General features: G+C 67.9%; 18 protein-coding genes. 8 read left to right on the forward strand and 10 right to left on the reverse strand.

Annotation, left to right across the window (positions count from 1 at the left end; translation table 11 throughout):
* Nucleotides 1-31: 31 nt before the first annotated feature.
* From FZ983_RS03630 to FZ983_RS03640, 3 genes are all read right to left on the reverse strand, one after another.
* Nucleotides 32-517 carry a DedA family protein gene (locus FZ983_RS03630; RefSeq protein ID WP_247883554.1) on the reverse strand — a complete coding sequence of 162 codons (486 nt, stop codon included), beginning with the start codon at nucleotides 515-517 and terminating at the stop codon, nucleotides 32-34.
* 278 nt (nucleotides 518-795) lie between these two features.
* Entirely contained in the window at nucleotides 796-1,245 is a 450-nt protein-coding gene (locus tag FZ983_RS03635; protein WP_149222209.1) for a hypothetical protein, read from the reverse strand.
* A gap of 146 nt (nucleotides 1,246-1,391) precedes the next feature.
* The gene (locus FZ983_RS03640) at nucleotides 1,392-1,880 is read right to left on the reverse strand and encodes a putative toxin-antitoxin system toxin component, PIN family (RefSeq protein ID WP_149222210.1); all 489 of its coding nucleotides are present in this window, start codon (nucleotides 1,878-1,880) and stop codon (nucleotides 1,392-1,394) included.
* A 129-nt stretch (nucleotides 1,881-2,009) separates the two neighbouring features.
* Between FZ983_RS03640 and FZ983_RS03645 the strand changes: the two genes are divergently transcribed.
* Together FZ983_RS03645 and FZ983_RS03650 are read left to right on the forward strand one after the other, a co-directional pair.
* The gene (locus FZ983_RS03645) at nucleotides 2,010-2,369 is read left to right on the forward strand and encodes a response regulator (protein WP_014248551.1); all 360 of its coding nucleotides are present in this window, start codon (nucleotides 2,010-2,012) and stop codon (nucleotides 2,367-2,369) included.
* Between the two features lie 5 nt (nucleotides 2,370-2,374).
* Nucleotides 2,375-3,001, forward strand: a complete 627-nt coding sequence (locus FZ983_RS03650) for a chemotaxis protein CheC (protein ID WP_149222211.1) — start codon at nucleotides 2,375-2,377, stop codon at nucleotides 2,999-3,001.
* A gap of 74 nt (nucleotides 3,002-3,075) precedes the next feature.
* On the opposite strand, the gene FZ983_RS03655 is transcribed toward FZ983_RS03650, so the two are convergent.
* The 3 genes from FZ983_RS03655 to gltX form a co-directional block, all read right to left on the reverse strand.
* Nucleotides 3,076-3,510 (reverse strand): DoxX family protein, encoded by a 435-nt coding sequence (locus FZ983_RS03655; protein ID WP_149222212.1) that lies wholly within the window; start codon nucleotides 3,508-3,510, stop codon nucleotides 3,076-3,078.
* A gap of 278 nt (nucleotides 3,511-3,788) precedes the next feature.
* Nucleotides 3,789-5,165, reverse strand: coding sequence for a cysteine--tRNA ligase (gene cysS / locus FZ983_RS03660; RefSeq protein WP_149222213.1), 1,377 nt, complete (start codon nucleotides 5,163-5,165; stop codon nucleotides 3,789-3,791).
* Between the two features lie 28 nt (nucleotides 5,166-5,193).
* Complete coding sequence (gene gltX, locus FZ983_RS03665; RefSeq protein ID WP_149222214.1) at nucleotides 5,194-6,537, reverse strand: glutamate--tRNA ligase; 1,344 nt, start codon at nucleotides 6,535-6,537, stop codon at nucleotides 5,194-5,196.
* 180 nt (nucleotides 6,538-6,717) lie between these two features.
* Here gltX and elbB point away from each other — a divergent pair, with 180 nt between their 5' ends.
* The 3 genes from elbB to FZ983_RS03680 all read left to right on the forward strand — a co-directional run bounded on the left by elbB (nucleotide 6,718) and on the right by FZ983_RS03680 (nucleotide 8,444).
* A complete protein-coding gene (gene elbB / locus FZ983_RS03670) occupies nucleotides 6,718-7,386 on the forward strand; it encodes an isoprenoid biosynthesis glyoxalase ElbB (protein ID WP_149222215.1) in 669 nt (222 codons plus the stop codon).
* A gap of 136 nt (nucleotides 7,387-7,522) precedes the next feature.
* Nucleotides 7,523-8,092, forward strand: a complete 570-nt coding sequence (locus tag FZ983_RS03675) for a hypothetical protein (RefSeq protein WP_149222216.1) — start codon at nucleotides 7,523-7,525, stop codon at nucleotides 8,090-8,092.
* 127 nt (nucleotides 8,093-8,219) lie between these two features.
* On the forward strand, nucleotides 8,220-8,444 hold the full coding sequence (locus FZ983_RS03680) for a hypothetical protein (RefSeq protein ID WP_149222217.1): 225 nt from the start codon (nucleotides 8,220-8,222) through the stop codon (nucleotides 8,442-8,444).
* Nucleotides 8,445-8,508: 64 nt separating this feature from the next.
* Here FZ983_RS03680 and nadE read toward each other — a convergent pair whose 3' ends face one another.
* Nucleotides 8,509-10,164 carry an NAD(+) synthase gene (gene nadE, locus FZ983_RS03685; protein ID WP_149222218.1) on the reverse strand — a complete coding sequence of 552 codons (1,656 nt, stop codon included), beginning with the start codon at nucleotides 10,162-10,164 and terminating at the stop codon, nucleotides 8,509-8,511.
* Nucleotides 10,165-10,441: 277 nt separating this feature from the next.
* On the opposite strand from nadE, the gene FZ983_RS03690 reads away from it, so the two are divergent.
* Together FZ983_RS03690 and FZ983_RS03695 are read left to right on the forward strand one after the other, a co-directional pair.
* The gene (locus FZ983_RS03690) at nucleotides 10,442-11,434 is read left to right on the forward strand and encodes a hypothetical protein (protein ID WP_149222219.1); all 993 of its coding nucleotides are present in this window, start codon (nucleotides 10,442-10,444) and stop codon (nucleotides 11,432-11,434) included.
* Between the two features lie 152 nt (nucleotides 11,435-11,586).
* On the forward strand, nucleotides 11,587-11,997 hold the full coding sequence (locus tag FZ983_RS03695; protein WP_149222220.1) for a nuclear transport factor 2 family protein: 411 nt from the start codon (nucleotides 11,587-11,589) through the stop codon (nucleotides 11,995-11,997).
* Between the two features lie 12 nt (nucleotides 11,998-12,009).
* Here the strand turns inward: FZ983_RS03695 and FZ983_RS03700 are convergent, their stop codons facing one another.
* The 3 genes from FZ983_RS03700 to FZ983_RS03710 form a co-directional block, all read right to left on the reverse strand.
* A complete protein-coding gene (locus tag FZ983_RS03700; RefSeq protein ID WP_149222221.1) occupies nucleotides 12,010-13,242 on the reverse strand; it encodes a serine hydrolase domain-containing protein in 1,233 nt (410 codons plus the stop codon).
* Between the two features lie 175 nt (nucleotides 13,243-13,417).
* Nucleotides 13,418-15,181 carry a glycosyltransferase family 39 protein gene (locus FZ983_RS03705; RefSeq protein WP_149222222.1) on the reverse strand — a complete coding sequence of 588 codons (1,764 nt, stop codon included), beginning with the start codon at nucleotides 15,179-15,181 and terminating at the stop codon, nucleotides 13,418-13,420.
* A complete protein-coding gene (locus tag FZ983_RS03710) occupies nucleotides 15,178-16,317 on the reverse strand; it encodes a glycosyltransferase family 2 protein (RefSeq protein WP_149222223.1) in 1,140 nt (379 codons plus the stop codon). Before FZ983_RS03710 ends, FZ983_RS03705 begins: the two co-directional genes overlap by 4 nt.
* Nucleotides 16,318-16,727: 410 nt before the next feature.
* On the opposite strand from FZ983_RS03710, the gene FZ983_RS03715 reads away from it, so the two are divergent.
* The gene (locus tag FZ983_RS03715; RefSeq protein ID WP_149222224.1) at nucleotides 16,728-18,737 is read left to right on the forward strand and encodes a methyl-accepting chemotaxis protein; all 2,010 of its coding nucleotides are present in this window, start codon (nucleotides 16,728-16,730) and stop codon (nucleotides 18,735-18,737) included.
* Nucleotides 18,738-18,892 lie beyond the last annotated feature (155 nt).

Below are 18,892 nucleotides of genomic sequence, written 5' to 3' on the forward strand. Positions count from 1 at the left end.
GACGCCTCCCAACCTTCTCAGGTCAGGCGCCTCACTCCGCTGGATTGGTAGCTGCCAGCGCCCGGCGGCGGACCCAGAGGATGCTCTTGATGGTGAGCCACAGGCCGCCGATGGCCAGAGCGGACAGTACCAGGATCTTCGGACCGTCCTCGCCGATGGCGGCAGCGGCTTCGCCGAACAGATAGCCCGCACCGGCGAAGCTCCAGGCCCAGATGCCGGCGGCGATGAAGTTCCAGAACAGGAATCGCGACCACGGCATGCGCGAGGTGCCGATGGCGACCGACGCGATGTTCCGCACGCCGTAGAGGAAGCGGAAGACCAGGATGAAGGCGACGCCGTATTTCTCAAGCCAGCGCAGCACCCGGCTGGCATGCACCTCGGCCGAGGGAAAGCGCGCAAGCGCCTTGTTGCCCCAGCGGCGCCCGAGCCAGAACCAGACCTGATCGCCCATGAAGCTGCCGATCCAGACCGTGCCGACCAACCAATATAGATTGATGATCCCGAGCTTTGCACCCATCCCGCCGAAGATTACAAATGTTTCACCTTCAAAAAAGGCCCAGACAAAGGCCAGCGGGTAAAAGGCGTTCCCCCATTCCTGCAACCAAGTGATCCAGTCCAAAGCCCCCTCCGGGAGACGTCGCATGTGGGTTCGGCGGGCCCGAAGGCGTTTGACAGCCACTATATTGTGCGATGCGGCATGTAAAACGCGGGCTGAGGGCGATCATGACATAAAGGCGCGCCGTTTGTCTCGGAAACTTTCTTGACTAAGGAGTGCCCCCAAGAGCGCCCAGCCGATCAGAAGTCGTCACCCGACAATTCCCCCACCGCCTGCCTTGCGGCCCGCAGCAGGGCTTGGTTCGGCTCCTGCGGCATATTGCCGTCATCGCCGTCCGGATCGCTGCGATCGGGAGCGGCACGGCGCTTCAGTTCCCGCGCGGCTTCGATCAGCAGATGCGCCAACCGTTGGTCGGGCAACGCCTGCACCAGCGCCCGCAATTCCGGATTGGACAGCGCAGCCGGGTCGAACGCCGGGGGCGGAGGTGGCGGGGCGGGCGGGGCCAGCGGCAGCGTCGCGACGCCGGCCGCGAGCACCGCGGCCCTGGGCAGAGGAGCAGCCTCCCGCACCACGTCGATCGCCACCTGGGCGGCCATGGTTGCCGCGGCGCCGGCCGTCCGGCTGCGGCGCGGCTTGCGCACCGGTTCCGTCTCCGGCAGGTCGTCGAACAGAAGCCGTTGGACGCTCATCGCTGCAGATGCCCCCTGCACTCCACCATCGGCGCGGCGTCACTGTCGCCGCAACCATTCCCGTTCACTCGCGGTTTGCGATGTGTTCTCTTTTCATTCTAGGAAGAGCGTCCCGTTTGTCGAGTGGATTCTGTGGGCCTGCCCGATCAGCGCTCCACATCCAGGGCGTCCAGGAACCGTTCTGGCCGCAGCACCCGCGTCTCCCCGGCCCGGCGCACCGACAGGAGTTGGCGGTCGACGGTCACCAGCCAGGGCACCGATCCGCCGACGGCGGCGGCCAGGAACATGTCGTCCTCCGGGTCGCGGCACAGGCGCCCAACCGCCGCCGGCTCCACCAGAACGGTCTCCGCCCTGATGCGGTCGAGGAAGACGCGGCGATCGGCCGCGGAGGCGTAGCGGTCGAAGGTCGGGCGCAACAGCACCTCCTCCAGTTCCGCCAGCGTTTCGCTGCTGCCGGTCAGCCCGCCATCCTCACGCACCCGCTCCACGCAGCGGCGAATCGCGTCCTGCCGCCGGATGGCGGCGTCGCCCAGCAGCGCATAGGCCACCAGAATGTTGGTGTCGAGCACGGCACGAACCCGGCTGGGATTTGGCGGGCGAACCAGCTCGGACGCCGTGTTGTCCTGGATGAACATTGATATATCGGAAGTCTGTAAAGGTTGAAGAACTCAGGCTCTTTGCGTGGCCCCTTGTTGTGGGGCGGACCGGTTTGCGGTAAGAAACCCGCGAGGTCTGAACGGAATCTTTAGGACGGAATCATCGGCATGACCAGCATCCTCGTCGTCGACGACAGCCGACTGGCGCGCAACATGGTCTCCAGCGTCATCGCCTCGCTGCGGCCCGACTGGACCATCGTCACGGCCGCGAGCGGCGAAGAGGCCCTGGAGATCGTCGGAGAGGTGCCGCCGGCCGCCGCCATCGTCGACTACAACATGCCGGGCATGGACGGTCTGGCGCTCGCCGAGCGGCTGAAGGAGCGCTTCACCGGCCTCACCATCGGCCTGCTGACCGCCAACGTCCAGGACGCGCTCCGGCGCAAGGCCGAGGCTCTGGGCGTCCGTTTCATCGCCAAGCCAATCACCTCTGACAAGATCCGCGACTTCCTCGCCGCGGCCGGGCAGTGACGCCGATGGCAGAGCCCGCATCAGGGGATCCCCTGCGCCTGGACGACGACGAGGCCGACGCCATCGCCGAACTGTTCAACATCGGCATGGGCGAACCGGCCGCCGCCCTCAGTACCATGCTGGGGGAGGAGGTGCTTTTGTCGGTGCCCTCCTTCGCCGTGTCGACCCGCGCCCGCATCACCCGGGAGGTCGGCGGCGATCTGGAGGCCGACCAGCCGGTCTGCGCCGTCCGTGGCGCTTTCACCGGTCCTTTTACCGGCGAAGCGATGCTGATCTTCCCCGAACGCGGCACGCTGGCCCTCGTCGGCCGGCTGGTCCCCGTCGATCCTGCCGCCGAGGCGCCGGGTGAGATGGAGCAGGACGCGCTGACGGAGATCGGCAACATCATCCTGAACGGCTGCCTCGCCAGCCTGTCGAACCTGATCGGCGGCGAATTGTCGGGGGCGGTTCCGGGCTATGGCGCCGGCGCCCCGGCGGCGGTCATCGGCTCCGCCACCGATCCCGTGCTGTTCGTGCGCATCGACATGGCGCTGGCGGCGGGCGATGCGCGCGGGCATGCGCTGTTCCTGCTGGACATCGCGTCGCTGGATGCCTTCCGCGAGGCGATCCGCCGGGCCTTGGCAGGGCTTTAACGACGAAAGGGAGAGGCGGCAATCTGCCCCCTCCCCTATTTCGTTCGTCATCAGGCGGCGTGCGCGTTGCCGGATCAGGCGAGTTCGCGCCGGCCGGCGGCGGGAGTGCCCAGCGCCGGAACCTTCACCGCGAAGGCACCGTCACCCAAAAGCGACTGCACCACCAGCAGGACCGTCCAGAAGGCCGGAAACTCCCAACCGCCCCCCTGCGCGCTGAACACCCAGCCATTGCCGACATGCTGCAGGGTGGCGCCGATCATGATCGGCAGCAGGGCCAGCGCGATCCAGCGGGTATAGACACCGGCGATCAGCAGGAGGCCGCCGCCGATCTCGCCCAGGATCACGAGATAGGCGAAGACGCCGGGATAACCGATGCTCTCGAAATAGCCGACGGTGCCTGGGATGGTGAAGGTCATCACCTTCAGAACCAAGCCATGGGCCAGGAAAAGCAGGCCGAGGCCGACGCGCAGCAGGAAAGCGGCATAGGGAGCGGTGCGGGTGTCGATCATGGTCAGGGTCTCCTCTGTCAGGCGGTCGGTTGCGACCGCGTTTCGTCTGAAGAGGAGATTAGCCGGATCGATCCACGCGATAATCTGCGGAGTTGGCGAAGATTTGTTGTGGGTGGAGGAACAATGAAGCGGGTGCCCTCTCCCACCTCAACTCCCTCTCCCCCCTGGGGAGAGGGACGGGGTGAGGGGGACGCATAGGGAGGATTCTTGGTGAAGGCCTGCCACGCTCCCCACTCACCTTAACCCTCTCCCCAGGGGGGAGAGGGGATCCTCCCACCTCACCCCCGCTTCCAGGTCGTGCCCTGCGGGCCGTCCTCAAGAACGATGCCCTTGTCGGCCAGTTCCTTGCGGATGCGGTCGGCCTCGGCGAAGTTCTTCGCCGCGCGGGCGGCCTTGCGGTCGGCGATCAGCTGCTCGACGTCGGCGTCGCTCAACCCTTCGGCCTCGCCCGTCGGCGCCCAGCGGAACCACGCCTCCGGGTCCTGCTGCAGCAGGCCGAGCTGCCGGCCGGCCGCCAGCAGCGCGCCCTTGGCGGCGGCCTTCTCGGCATCGCTCTTCGCCTTGTTCACCGCGGTCGCCAATTCGTGCAGATGAGCGATGGCGAGCGGGCTGTTCAGGTCGTCCTCCAGAGCCGCCAGCACGTCGAACGGCAGCTCGGCCGCAATCGGCGCCGGCTCGCCGCGCAGGGCCTGATACCAGCGGTCGAGGGTGCCCTTGGCCTGCCGGATCCCTTCGCGGGTGAAGTCCAGCGGCTGGCGGTAATGGGCGCTCAGCAAGGTCAGGCGGATCGCCTCGCCGGGGAACTCGTCCAGCAGGTCGTGGACGGTGAAGAAGTTGCCGAGGGACTTCGACATCTTCTCGCCTTCGACCGTCACGAAGCCGTTGTGGACCCAGGTGCGGGCCAGCCGGTCGGTGCCGTTGGCGCAGCAGCTCTGCGCGATCTCGTTCTCATGGTGCGGAAAGATCAGGTCCAGCCCGCCGCCATGGATGTCGAAGGTGGCGCCCAGATGCTCCTTCGCCATGGCAGAGCATTCGATGTGCCAACCCGGACGGCCGCGGCCCCACGGGCTGTCCCAGCCGGGCTGGTCGGGCGTGCTGGGCTTCCACAGCACGAAGTCCGAGGAGTCGCGCTTGTAGGGCGCCACCTCCACCCGCGCGCCGGCGATCATGTCCTCCAGCGAACGACGCGACAGTTGGCCATAGCTGGGCATCGACGGCACGGAGAACAGCACATGCCCTTCCGCCGCATAGGCGTTGCCGCGCTCGATCAGTGTGGCGATCAGCGCGATCATCTGACCGATGTGCTGGGTCGCCCGCGGCTCGATGGTCGGGCGCAACGCGTTCAGCGCGTCCATGTCGGCATGGAACAGGTCGGTTGTGCGCGCCGTCAGCGCGTCGATCGGCTCGCCGCTGTCCCGCGCGCGGTCGATGATCTTGTCGTCCACATCGGTGATGTTGCGGACATAGGTCACCGCCGGATAGAGCCGCGACAGCAGCCGGAACAGCAGGTCGAACACCACCACCGGCCGGGCATTGCCGATATGGGCGGTGTCGTAGACGGTCGGACCACAGACATACATGCCGACATGGTCCGGGCGAAGCGGCTCGAAGCGCTCCTTACGGCGGGTCAGCGTGTTGTAGAGGTCCAACGGCACGGTCCGAACTCCTGTACGAAAAGAGGTTTCAGGCGGCTTCGCCGGCCAGTCGCCGGAGGCTGCGCGCCCGTCCGATCAGGGGTAGCAGGTTCTTCAATTCCGGTCCATGGTCGCGCCCGGTCAGGGCCCGGCGCAGAGGAAGGAACAACTCCTTGCCCTTGCGCCCCGTCGCCCCCTTCACCGCATTGGTCCAGGCGCCCCAGGTGCCGAGGTCCCAAGGCTCGTCCGGCAGCAGCGCCGCCGCCTGGTCCAGAAAGCCGGCATCCTCGACCAGCGGCGTCACCGGCGCATGGGTCACCGCCCACCAGTCGCGCGCGTCGTTCAGCCGCGCCAGATTGGGCCGCACCGCTTCCCAGAAGACGGCGTCGGCGCCGGTCAGGCCCATCGCCTCCAGCCGGTCGGCCACCGCCTCGAACGGCGTCAGGTGCAGGATGCGAGCGTTCAGCCGGCCCAGCTCCTCCGGATCGAATTTCGGGGTACCGCGGGCGATCTTCGACAGGTCGAACTCCGCCACCAGTTCGTCAAGCGTCAGCCGCGCCTCGATCGGGTCGGAGGTGCCGAGCTTCGCCAGCAGGCTGTTGACCGCCATCGGCTCGATACCGTCCTCGTCGCGCAGGCTGCCGACCGACAGGCTGCCCAGCCGCTTCGACAGCCCCTGCCCGCCGGCATCGGTCAGCAGCGGCAGATGGGCGAAGGAGGGCACCGCAGCGTTCAGTGCCTCGAAGATCTGGATCTGCACCGCGGTGTTGGCGACATGGTCCTCGCCGCGGATGATGTGGGTGATGGCGAAATCGGCGTCATCGACCACGCTGGTCAGGGTGTAGAGCGGCCGGCCATCCTCGCGGATCAGCACCGGGTCGCTCAGCGCCGCACCTTCGAACCGCACCGGCCCGCGGACGAGGTCGGTCCACTCCACCGAAGTCAGGTTCAGCTTGAAGCGCCAATGGGCTTTGCGTCCCTCGCCTTCCAGCCGGGCACGGTCCTCGTCGGTCAGGCGCAGCGCGGCGCGATCGTAGATCGGCGGGCGGCCCTGCGACACCAGACTGGCGCGCTTGAGGTTCAGCTCCTCCGGCGTCTCGTAGCAGGGATAGAGCCGGCCGGCGGCCTTCAGCGCGGCGGCCGCCTCGTCATAACGCGGATAGCGGTCGCTTTCGCGGGCGAAGCGATCCCAGGTGAGGCCGAGCCAAGTCAGGTCGGCGGCGATGCCGTCGGCGAATTCCTGGGTGGAGCGCTCCTCGTCGGTGTCGTCCAGCCGGAACATGAAGCTGCCGCCGGTCTTGCGCGCGAACAACCAGTTGACGAGCGCAAGGCGCACATTGCCGACATGGATGCGGCCGGTCGGGCTGGGGGCGAAACGGACGGCGGTGGACATGGCTGGACTCGATCTGCAGACGGGACAGGCGGGCAGTCCTAGCACGGCCGACGCGCCTTCCGAAAGCGGTCCGGAACCGATGCATCCGCGCAACAGGTGGGACGATGCGGCCGTTGGCGTGGTAGGCGCGGCCGTCCGCCTGCGTTAGCTTGGCGGCAAATCCAAACTCGGAGACATCCTATGGCGGACAAGAGCTTGCGCATCGGCGTCGTGCTGTCGGGTTGCGGCGTGTATGACGGCACGGAAATCCACGAAGCGGTCTGCACCCTGCTGGCCATCGCCAAGGTGGGGGCGGTCGCGGTGTGCTATGCCCCCGACATCCCGCAGGCCCATGTCGTCAACCACCTGACCGGCCAGGAGACCGGCGAGGGCCGCAACGTGCTGGTCGAATCGGCCCGCATCGCCCGCGGCAAGATCGCCCCGCTCAGCGAGTTTTCGGCCGGCGACGTCGATGCGCTGATCTTCCCCGGCGGTTTCGGCGCCGCCAAGAACCTTAGCGATTTCGCCTTCAAGGGTGCCGACTGCTCGGTCAACCCGCAGGTGGTCGCCGCCGTCGCCGCCATGCGCGCGGCCGGCAAGCCGATCGGCGCGCTGTGCATCGCACCGGCCATCCTCGCCAAGATCCTGGGCCAGCAGGGGGTGGAGTTGACAATCGGCAACGACCCCGGCACCGCCGCCGCGTTGGAGACGATGGGCGCCATCCACCGCACCACCACCCATGGCGAGATCGTGGTCGATCCGGGGCTCAAGATCGTCACCTCGCCCTGCTACATGCTGGATGCCAATCTGCTCCAGATCGCCGAGGGCGCAGAGAATACGGTCAAGGCTCTGGTCGATCTGGCGAAGTGATCAAGTGAAGCAGACGGCAAAGGGGGTACACATACCCCCTTTTTCACCCGCAATGTCACAAAGCTGGGCAATAATTCATTAACCGGCTTCCCACACCCTTTGCCTCGGTTTCGTATTTATCGGGCGAGGGCTGGCGATGACCTGCATTGTGGGATTGGTGGACGGCGACCGGGTGTGGATGGGCGGCGACAGCGCCGGGGTGAACGGCCTGGACATCACGGTGCGCGCCGACACCAAGGTGTTCCGCAACGGCGATTGCCTGATCGGCTTCACCAGTTCCTTCCGGATGGGCCAACTGCTGCACTACCGGCTGGAGGTTCCGTCGCGCAACGGCGACACCGATCTCTTCCGCTACATGGTGGTGGACTTCGTCGATGCCGTCCGCAATTGCCTGAAGGATGGCGGATACGCCCACCGATCCAACGATGTGGAGACTGGCGGCACCTTCATGGTGGGGCTGGAAGGCCGGCTGTTCACCGTGCAGTCCGACTATCAGGTCGGCGAGGCGGTGCGCGGCTATCACGCCATCGGCTGCGGCTCCGACTATGCGCTGGGCTCTCTTGCCTCCACCGCCGGGCAGCCGCCGGAGGAGCGCGTGCTGAAGGCCCTGGAATGCGCCGAGCTGTTCAACGGCGGCGTCCGCGCGCCCTTCACCATCCAATCGAGCCTGCGCCGTCCGCAGCTGGCACTCACCGAGGCTGCGTAGCCTTCGACCAAAGTCGAAAGCAAAGGCCAAGGCCGGGCACTGGTCATCCAAAGCATCGTGGGGTATGAACCGACGTCCTGCTGCAGTGCGGGACAGGGAATAACCACAAAAACTTTGGGTGATAGAGATGACGGACCAAGCGGTTACCGCCGATGCTTTTTTCGGTGAAGACGAGAACCCGGCCGGGTTGTCGACCAACTGGGGCAACTCTCCCTATCTCGTCTTCCCGGCCATGCTGCTGATCTTCATCATGCCGCTGGCGATCATCTTCCATCCGACCTGGATTGTGCTGCCGGCCGTGCTGTGGGCCTTCGGCATGCTTGCCACGATCATCAAGCTGACCCGCGGCTGACGCCCGGCCCGGCAAAAGGAAATGCGAAGGGGGGCCGTTCGCTCCCCTTCGCCCCCCAATCCGCTCAAGCCAGACCGATGACACCCCCGCCGGCGGGAAGGCGCCGCAGCCGCGCGACGGCTTGGCGCGAGACCCGCGGCCCCGGCGGCGCCCGGCGGCGGTCCGCTTCGGCCTGAACCACCATCCGCCAGACCAGTTCCACGGTCTCGGCCGCATGTCCGCGTCCGACGAGATCGGCCGGCGAAAGCCCGCCGTCGAGCAGGCCGGCCAGCAGATCGTCCAGCGCCTCCACCGGCGGCAATCCGGCCGGCGTCGCGGCCTTCAGCCGGCGCGTCAGCACCCGTTCCGGAACCACCCGCCCGGCTGGCCCGCGCGATCCCGCCGGCTGGTTGGCGTTGCGCCAGCCCGCCAGTTCCAGCACCGCGGTCTTCGGCAGGTCGGCCAGCACGGCATAACCGCAGCCCGACTCCTCGGGCACAAGGCCGAGCAGCCGGTCGGTGCGGTCGGCGGTCGACAGGAGCAGCGCCCCCATCCGCTCCGCCAGCGCAGCCAAAGTTGCGGCACGCAGGCGGGCATGCAGCCGGTCCGCCGCCCCGGCCGACTCGCGCCCGGCAAAGGCAGGCGCCAGCAGCGAGTCGGCGGCTTTCAGCACCGGGGCCAGCGCCACATTGTCCAGGCGGCACCCCATCAACTCGACGATCTCGGCCGCATCGTCCAGGCTGTCCGCCAGCGCATCGATTTTGCTGCCCGGCAGCGGCGCCCGGACGGCCAGCACCCGCTCCGCCCCAAGCGCATCGACGGCGATGGCAGCAGTCAGCGCCGAGTCCAACCCGCCGGTCAGGCCAACCACCACGCCAGGCGCGCCGCCTTTCGCCACCGCGTCGCGCAGACCCAGCATCAGCGCACTGTAGAGCGCCTCCGCCCCCTCGACCGGCGCAATCATTTCGGCTTCGGAACTGCCCCAGGAATCATCGTCGCCACGTTCCCAGCGGGACAACAGCAGATGCTCGGCGAACAGCGGGGCCTGGGCGACCAGCCGGCCGCCGGACGCGAGGGCGAAGCTGCCGCCGTCGAACACCCGCTCATCCTCGCCACCGACCGCGTTCACCGCGACCAGGGGCAGGCCGCACTCCACCACCCGCGCGACGGCGGCTTGCACCCGATCGTCGGCGCGGCCGGGGGCGAAGGGGCCGGCCAGCAGCGCGACCAGCAATTCGGCGCCGCTTTCGGCCAGCGTTTCCGTCACGTCGGCGCTCGCCAGATCGCCGCCGATCAGCAGGCCGACGCGCACACCGCGGACATTCACCGGTCCCGGCATCGGACCGGCATCGTAACGGTCATCCTCCGGCGCGCCGATCTCGCCACCACCCATTTCGGCTTGGAAACGAACCGCTGCGATCTTGCCTGCGTCGAGCAGCAGAGCCGCATTGTGCCGCTTGGCTCCGTCACGCCAGGGGGCGCCGACCAGCAAGGCCGGACCGCCATCGGCGGTATCCGCCGCCAGCGCCCGGGCCGTCGCCTCCACGGCGTCGAGGAAGGCAGGCTGAACGGTCAAATCCAGCAGAGGAACGCCGGATAGCGCGCCGGCCGGACAAACGACGAGGTCGGCGCCGCGGGCCGCGGCCTCCGCCCGGGCGGCGCGGATGAGGTCGGCGTTGGCGGCAAGGTTGCCGGCGGCCGGATCGGCCTGGGCGAGCGCGATGGAAAGTCGGTCGGCCATGATGGCGGGTTCCCTTCTTGCGGGTCCTTTTGCCATCAGGGTAGCAGCGCCCCCGGCCGGGCGAAAGCCGCCGCTCGTCGCAGGTCGTCACGCAGGCGAAACAAGTGGCGGAACAAGTGGCGGAAAGCTTAGATATGGAAGTTATAAAGACTTCGACGATTAGTAAGGTAACGAAGTTATCTCGATCATTCAAAGAAATATCCGAAATTAATAACTGGTAAAGGTTGCCGGCGTCATGCTTCCGCTTGCACACAAACTACGCGATGCGGGGGCATCCATGTATTACGCGGAGCTCAGCGGCCCGAACGGCAAACCGTCGGTGCTGTCCACGGCTGTGCAGAACGGCTCGTCAAAGACGGCCGGCACGGCGAAGGACGCGCTGGCCAAATCGGACGCGAAAACGGTCGATGGCGACAAGGCGGGAAAGAAGAGCCAGTCGCCGGCCTACACCATCAGCCAGTCGATGGAATCGCTGCTGGACAGCCTGACCGGCAAGGGCGGCGCCCAGGGGGCGGGCGGCGGTGGCGCCTTGGCGGCCGGCAACAGCGGCGTCGACCGCGCCAAACAGGCACAGTCGCTGATGCAGTCGGCGCTGGACCACGGCAACGATCTGGCCGGCATGTTCGGCAAGGGCATCGACGCGCTGAAGCAGGGGTTGGGCGACGCGCTGAGCATGCTGGGCGTTCCGAAGAACCGCATCGATGACGCGGTCAGCGGCTTCGGCGACAAGCTGAAATCCAAGCTGGACGGCATGGACTTCAGCCAAATGTCGGTGGACATGCAGGCCACCCAGTCGCAATGGTCGATCGAGTCCCACGGGATCGAGTTGGAGATCCAGGACGGTGACCGCAGCGTCCGCATCTCCTTCGCCAAATCGACTCTGGATTTCCGCCGCGACGACCAGCGGCTGCAGGCCTCGCTGGGCAAGGGCGGCGACATGGCGATGACCGCCACCGGCATGACCACCACGGCCACCGGCAAGTCCACCGGCATGATCGTCCGTTCCGAAGGCTTCAGCGAGGACGAGATCAAGGACATCCTCGGCAAGCTGAACGACATGGCCTCCAAAGCCGGCGGCGACGGGATGAAGGGGCTGGCGGTGCTGAAGCCGACCACCTCCAAGAACGGCGTCACCCACCTGACGCTCGACCTGTCCGCCCCGGTGGACGGGCTGTCCGGCGGCAAGGACGGCGCGGCGGTCAAGGAAGCCGCCGCAGCCTCGTCGTCGGGCTCGACGGCGAAGCCGCAGAGCGTCAACCTGACGGCCTGATGCGTTTTTTCGCAGCCAAGTTGTCACAGCGCCGGCCCGGAACCGACCGGACCGGCGCTTGCCCATGCCGGGTGGCTTCATTAAAAGCGGACTGACGCCGGCCGGACAGCCGTGCCTCACCCGTTCCCGGAACCATCGCCCGGACAGAAGCCATGACCGACCGCGACACGCTGCTGGCCCTGAACCAGGCCTTCTACCGCGCCTTCACCAACCGCGACGCCGCTGCGATGGAAACGCTGTGGGCGGAGACGCTGCCCGTGTCCTGCATCCATCCCGGCTGGACCGCCCTGTTCGGCCGCGATGCCGTGCTGACCAGCTGGCGCGACGTTCTACGCGCTCCCAGCGGCATCACCGTCGAGGCAAGGAACGAGCGCGTCACCCTGCATGGCGACACCGCCCTGGTGGTCTGCGAGGAGACGCTGGGCGGTGCCGTGCTTGCCGCCACCAACCTGTTCGCACGGGAAAACGGCAGCTGGCGCCTTGCCCACCATCAGGCCGGTCCGATCGCCCAGGCCCGCGCCGACGTTGAAGTCCCCGCCAAGGCACCGCGTCGCCTGCATTGAGGACGAACCCGCTTACGGCAAGCTTGCCACCTCCGGCGGCGTCTCCAGGCGACGGACGAGGTCGATCACGACCCGGTCGGCGGTGACCTGATCGGGATCGCTGTTGGTCAGCGCCACCACGCCCCAGCGATGCGCCTTCGAAAAGGCGATGTAGGCGTTGAACCCGCCGGTGGAGCCGGAATGCCAATGGATCGGCGTTCCATCCCCCGCCCAGGCGACGAACCAGCCGAGCGCCATCGCCCCCGTCCCCAGGCTTCCCGCATCCGCCAGAGTCCGCCCATCGACCTGCACCGTCTGGGCCAGCGCCAGGGTCGCCGATGCCGCGGGGGCGCAGCCCTGTCCGTCCGGTCCGGCGGCGCGGCCGGGACAGTCGCCCAGGTTGGCGGACAGCCAGCGCAGCATGTCGTCGGCGGAGGAATAGAGGCCGAAGGCCGGCAGCATCGCCGGCGCCTCCCAATCCGGCACGATCCGGCCGCGGGCATGGCCGGCCGCCTTGCGCGCCCGCTGCTCCGCCGTCGGCTGCAGGGTGGTGTCGCGCAGACCGAAGCGGTCGGTCACCACCCGCTTCAGCAGGACCTCAAAGGATTGGCCGGCCGCGGCGGACAGCGCCTCCCCCAGCACAGCCATGCCGGCGTTGGAATAGCTGAAACGCACGCCCGGTGGCACCGGCAACTGATAGCCCGACAGCCACAGCCCAAGCTCGGCCCGCGACAGCGGCTTGTAAGGGTTGCGCGGATCCTCCAGCCGGTTCCAGGAAAAGCGCGGGGTCTCCGGCACGCTGGGCAGACCGGCGGTGTGGGTGGCAAGGTCGCGCAGGCGGATGCGCATGCCGTCATGGTCCGGCAGATGGGCGACCGGCACCGGCCCGACACGCCGCAGATGGCGCTCCAGCGGATCATCGGGGGACAGGCGGCCCTCCCGCACCAGTTCCGCCATGATGGTGCCAGTGAAGGGCTTGGTGAGGGAGGCGATCTGGAACAGCGTGCGCCCGTCCGCCGGTCCGCCGTCCGGACGCCCGGCGTCGCCGCGCCCGACCACCAGCGTCCGGCCGTCGCGGATCACGCCGACGACCAGACTGCCCGCCCCGGCCGGCGGCTGGCGCTCCTCCACCGCGCGGGTCACCAAGTCGGCCAGCGGATCGCCGCTCCTCTCACCGGATCGATCGAGTCCGATGGCCCCGGTCGGGCCGAGGGGAACACTCCACAGCAGCAGACATAAAACGCCCAAGAGCAGCCTGCGCCGCATCCCCGCCTCCGCCCGGCCTCAGAATCGCAGGTTCGGAGAGTGGGGGGAGGGTCGGCTGGCGGACAGGGCCGCGAAGGGCGATCCGGCGAAAGACGGCGGCGGAGCGGTGGGGGGTACTCCCCAACCACCCGCGCTGTCTCAACCGGTCACTTCAGCCGGCCATCGGGTCGGGCGGTCATTCGGTCGGGACTTCGGCCTTCGGCGGACGGCGATCCTTGACGATGGACAGCGGAACGTCATCGGCCGCGATCTCCAGGATCGGATGGCCGTCCAGCAGCGACGGGCAACGCTTCACCTGGGTGAAGGCCAGGAAGAAGTCGGCCTTACGCCAGTCCGGTTCGATCCCATTGACCAGACGCAGCCAGGGCGGCAGTTCGAACCGGACCGCCAGCGTGTTGCCGCAGACGGTCAGGGTGTACTGCCGCGGCGGCGGGCGGCCGTCATTCTCGCGCTCGACATATTCGATCAGTTCCTGCAGCGCCTCGTGCAGGGAATTGCCCCAGTAATCCAGCTCGAACTTGCCGTCGGCGCCCCGTACGCCTCCAACGAACTGGTTGTAGTACACGTACTGGTTCGGATGCATGGCGCCCAACTGCCACGCGTACACCACCGCGACCACGGTCATCGCGGCGGCAAAGCCCTGCCCCAGCGCCCGGCCGCCGCGCTGGGAGAGCGTCCACAGCCGGTCGGCGGCGATGGCGGCCATCACCACGAAGGGCGGCACCAGGAACAGGAAATGGCGGATGCCGTTGTAGACCGACGGCCGCATCAGGATGAACAGCAGGATCGGCAGGAAGCCCGCCAGTGCCAGCGGGGTGTAGCGCACCAGCGTGAAGGCGCCTGTCCGCCGCCAGCCGCCGCGGGCCAGCCAGATCCCGGCCAGCACCACCGCCGCGGCGACGCCGATCACCACCGCTTCCGGCAGCTTCACCGCCAGATAGACCGGCAGATACAGGGCGGGCGGGTCGTTGGAATGGACCAACTCGCCCATGAACAGGGTCTGGATGTCGATGGGGAAGTGCGAGACGACGCGCAGCGCCTCCAGGGGATTGCGCAACGGCCTCTGCACCACCCAGGGCCAGAACACGGCCATGATCGCATAAGCGACGGGGATCGCCGGCCACAGGGACAGAAAGGCGCCGCGCGCATCGACCAGCGCCCAGCGATGCCCCTCCTGCCGCGTCACCAGGGCGAAATGCAGAGCCATGGCGACCGCGAGATAGAAACCGGCCAGCACCCCACCGACGCGGATCGCCAGCGTCAGGCCCAGCACCAGCCCGAACTTCAGCACCGCACTCCGGCGGGGCCGGGGCAGCTGCTTGAGGATGCGGGTGGCGAAATAGAGCGTCCACACCATTCCGGCCGCGAACGGCACGTCCTTGGTGTTGTTGAACATCGCACCGTAATAGACACCGCTCAGCGACAGCAGCGCCGCGGCGATGAAGCCGGCGCGCGGCCCGGCCAGCAGCCGGGTGTAGCGCCATGTCCCGGCAATGCCCAGCACGCCGACCAGCGCGCAGAGCAGATGCCGCGTCTCGTATTCCTCGAAGGGGGAAAAGGGCACGATGACGGCGGTGACGAGGTCGAACAGACCGCCGTAATAGGCCAGATCCTTGAAATGGAAGGCAGACCGGTCCTGGAAGAAGCTGGTGTAGTAGGACAGCAGCTTCTTGCCGTAGATGTGCTGCACCTCCTCGTCCGTGCTGATGCCGTAGCTGAGGAAGGTCAGGGCGGCGAGAATCAGCAGCCCCAGCAGCAGCGCGCGCGACAGCCCGTCCCACAGCGCCGCCTCGCCACGCGGCAGCGCGAAGCCGGAGGCAGTGGCGGGCGTGCCGGGGGCGGAGGATGGCGGGGCGATTCCGGAGGAACGGCGGCGGGCGGCGGGCATCCCATCACCGGCGTCATCGTCGCCGGTGCGCAGGCGGGTCTCGATGCTCATCGCTGCCGCTCCTGGCCTGCCGTGTCGCCGACCGGATCGAACTGGTGCTCGTGCTCCTCGTCCGACGTGCCGAATCCGTGGGCGGAGCGCACGATGAACAGCGGCCTGCCCTTCACCTCGGCAAAGACGCGGCCCAGATAGTCGCCGATGATGCCAAGCGTGATCAGCTGGAGGCCGCCCAGGAACAGCACCGCGACCAGCAGCGATTCATAGCCCGGCACGTCGATGCCGTAAAGCAGCGTGCGGATCAGCCGGATCAGGATATAGATGAAGGCCACGCCCGACACGGCCATGCCCACCAGACTCCAGACCCGCAGGGGGAAGGTGGAGAAGGCGGTCAGACCATCGAAAGACAGGCGCAGAAGCTTGACGAAGCCCCATTTGGTGTCGCCGCCGGCACGCTCGCCCTGTTCATAGGGGATGGCGGCCTGCCGGAAGCCGACCCAGGCGAAGATGCCCTTCATGAAGCGCGTGCGCTCCGGCATCCGGTTGATCACCTCGACCACGCGGCGGTCCATCAGGCGGAAATCACCGACCTCGCGGGGAAGCTTGATCTCCGACAGATGGTCGAAAACCCAGTAGAACAGCTTGGCGAACAGCCGGTGCTTCAGGCTCTGCCCGACGCGGGCGTGCCGTACGGCGACGACCACGTCGAACCCCTCGCGCCACTTGGCGATGAAGGCCGGCAACAGTTCCGGCGGATGCTGCAGGTCGGCGTCCATCGGCACCACGGCGTCGCCGGTGGTGTGGCTGAGCCCGGCGGACAGCGCCAGTTCCTTGCCGAAGTTGCGCGACAGGTCGACCACCTTCACCCGCGGGTCGCGGTCATGGACGTCCAGCAACCGGTCGACGGTGTCGTCGCGGCTGCCGTCGTTGACGCAGACCACCTCCCAATCCATCCCAAGCCCGTCCAGCACCGGGGTCAGCCGGGCGAACAGGGCGTCGATGTTGGGACCTTCGTTGTAGAAGGGGATGACCACCGACAGGCGTCCGCGCCGCGGACGGCCCGAACGGTCGGTGCCCGACCGGCCGGTGGATGGCTGGCCGGTGCGCGGCTGGACATCGCCGGGACGGCGTGCGGAAGCGGTGCGGGCATCCGAAGAGGCCGCGGAAATGGGCGCGTCGGGAATGGACATGGCCAGCCGTCGGGTCAAAGCGTCAGAGACCGGGAGGATGAGGGATCGGCGACGACCCCGGACGGCCGCTGCGCCCTTTGGCATATACCACGATACCAGGGGATGTTCAAAATGCCTCTCCTGTGACCGCCGCGGCACAAAAAATGGCCTTTCCGCCCGGGAAAGCGCCCGCGGGACGGCAGCCCGCGTCCCCTCGCACCGGGCAAACATGCAAGGCGTCCGTTTATTCCACGCCTGTCGTCCGTTGCGTTCCCCTGCGTTACCCGGGCCCCTTCCCACTGCCGACCCCTACGGTCCGGCCATACCGGGGCATGTGGCATGCTTCCTGAAACAGGTCGTGGGGGCTGACCTTTTCCGGTCGGCCCGACCAAGCGCTGAGCAGCGACCCTGTGCCGATGGAGGCCTCGACCATGAGCCTTTTCAATCGCTTTTCCGTGGGTTCCAAGATCACGGCGGCCAGTGCCGGCATTCTGGTGTTCCTGGTGCTGATCGGCGGCATCGGCGTGGTGGCCCTATCCGATGCCGGCGGTGCGGTGGAGACCTACCGGCGGCTCGGCCAGCAGACCAACGAAGCCGGACGCATCCAGGCCCTGATGCTGGAGATGCGCCAGCAATCCACCCGCTTCCTGCTGACCGGTGATCCGGAGGTCGGCACCACCGTCCGCCGTCTTGCCGGCGAGGCGGCGCAGACCATCGACAAGGCCCGCACCCTGTTCGCCGATTTGGCCCTGCTGCAGACCGTCGACCACATGGCGCAGGAGATCGCCCAGTATCAGGAGGCCTTCGCCGCGACGATGGAACTGCAGGCCCAGCGCAGCAAGGCCATCGCCGAACTGGACGAGATCGGACCCCGGCTGGAGGGTGCCCTGGACGCCATCATGGACAGCGCCGGCGCCGCCGGCGACACCGACGCCGCCTATCTGGCGGGCATGGCGCTGCGCCACATGCTGTCCGCCCGTGTCTCGGCCACGCGTTACAACGTCGACGGCTCCCCGGCCCTGGCGAGCCAGACCCGCTCGCAATTCACCGACGCCGCCAGCCGCGGCGGGGCGATGATGGCGAAGCTGACCGACCTGGACCGCCGCAAGATGGCGATGTCCTACACCGCGATGCTGCGCGTCTACACCACCGGCTTCAACGCCGTGGTCAAGGCGACGACCGAGCGCGACCGGCTGGTGGCCGAGGTGCTGACCCCCGTCGGCGACTCCATTGCCGTCGAGGCGGAGCAGTTGACCGTCGCCAGCGTCGACCATCAGAAGAAGCTGGGCGAGGAGACCGGTGCCTTCATCACCAAGGCGCTCACCGTGATGATCGCCGCTTCTCTGGTCGCGGTGGTCCTGGGGCTGGCGACCGCGCTGCTGATCGGGCGCGGGCTGTCGCGCCCGGTGGTGGCGATCACAGACCGCATGACCCGGCTGGCCGGCGGCGACCGCAGCGTCGACATCCCCGGCCTGGACCGCGCCGACGAGATCGGAGGCATGGCCAAAGCGCTGCAGGTCTTCAAGGACAGCCTGATCGAGAGCGACCGCATTGCCGAGACCCAACGTGCCGACCATGAGGCGCGGCGCGGCCGCGGCGAGCGGATCGACCGGCTGACCCAGGAATTCGACCGGCTGGTCCTGGCGGCGCTGGGCCGGGTGTCGGCGGCGGCGACGCAGCTTCAGGCGACCGCGCAGACCATGTCCGCCACCGCCGAGCAGACCACCCGGCAGGCCGACGCGGTCGCCAACGCCTCCCATGAGGCGACCGGCAACGTGGAGACGGTGGCCGCCGCGACCGAAGAGCTGACCGCCTCCATCGCCGAGATCGGCCGGCAGGTGGCCGAGAGCACCCGCATCGCCGGGCAGGCGGTCGCGACCGCCGAGAAGACCGATGGCACCGTCCGCGGGCTGGTCGATGCCGCCCAACGCATCGGCGAGGTGGTGCAGTTGATCACCGACATCGCCAGCCAGACCAATCTTCTCGCGCTGAACGCCACCATCGAGGCGGCACGCGCCGGTGAAGCCGGCAAGGGCTTCGCGGTGGTGGCGTCGGAGGTGAAGAGCCTCGCCAACCAGACCGCCAAGGCGACGGAGGAGATCGGCAGCCAGATCGCCGGCATCCAGGAGATCAGCCGGCAGGCCGCCGGCGCCATCGCCGAGATCGGCCGGGTGATCGCCGAGATCAACCACATCTCCACCACCATCGCCGCCGCGGTGGAGGAGCAGGGTGCTGCCACCAAGGAGATCAGCCGCAACGTCCAGCAAGCGGCGCGAGGCACCCAGCAGGTCTCCGGCAACATCGCCGGCGTATCGGAGGCCGCCGCATCCACCGGCGACGCCTCGCGCGAGGTGTTGACCGCCGCCGACGGGCTGAACCATGAGGCGACGGACCTGCGCGGCTTCGTGTCGCGCTTCCTGACCGATATGCGGGCGGCGTAAGAAGCGGCACTGAACTTCAGCGCAGCCGTGACAGTTATGGCGTCGGCAGGTCCCGAAAAGACCGGGTCTTGCCGGCGTCCTTCTTCTGCCGGGCAGTCCTGCTCCTTTGCCGCGTTACATTCCCCTTGCGCCGGGACGCCCCCTTGGGCACATAG

The sequence above is a fragment of the Azospirillum sp. B21 genome (assembly GCF_008364825.1).
Classification (GTDB): Bacteria; Pseudomonadota; Alphaproteobacteria; order Azospirillales; family Azospirillaceae; genus Azospirillum.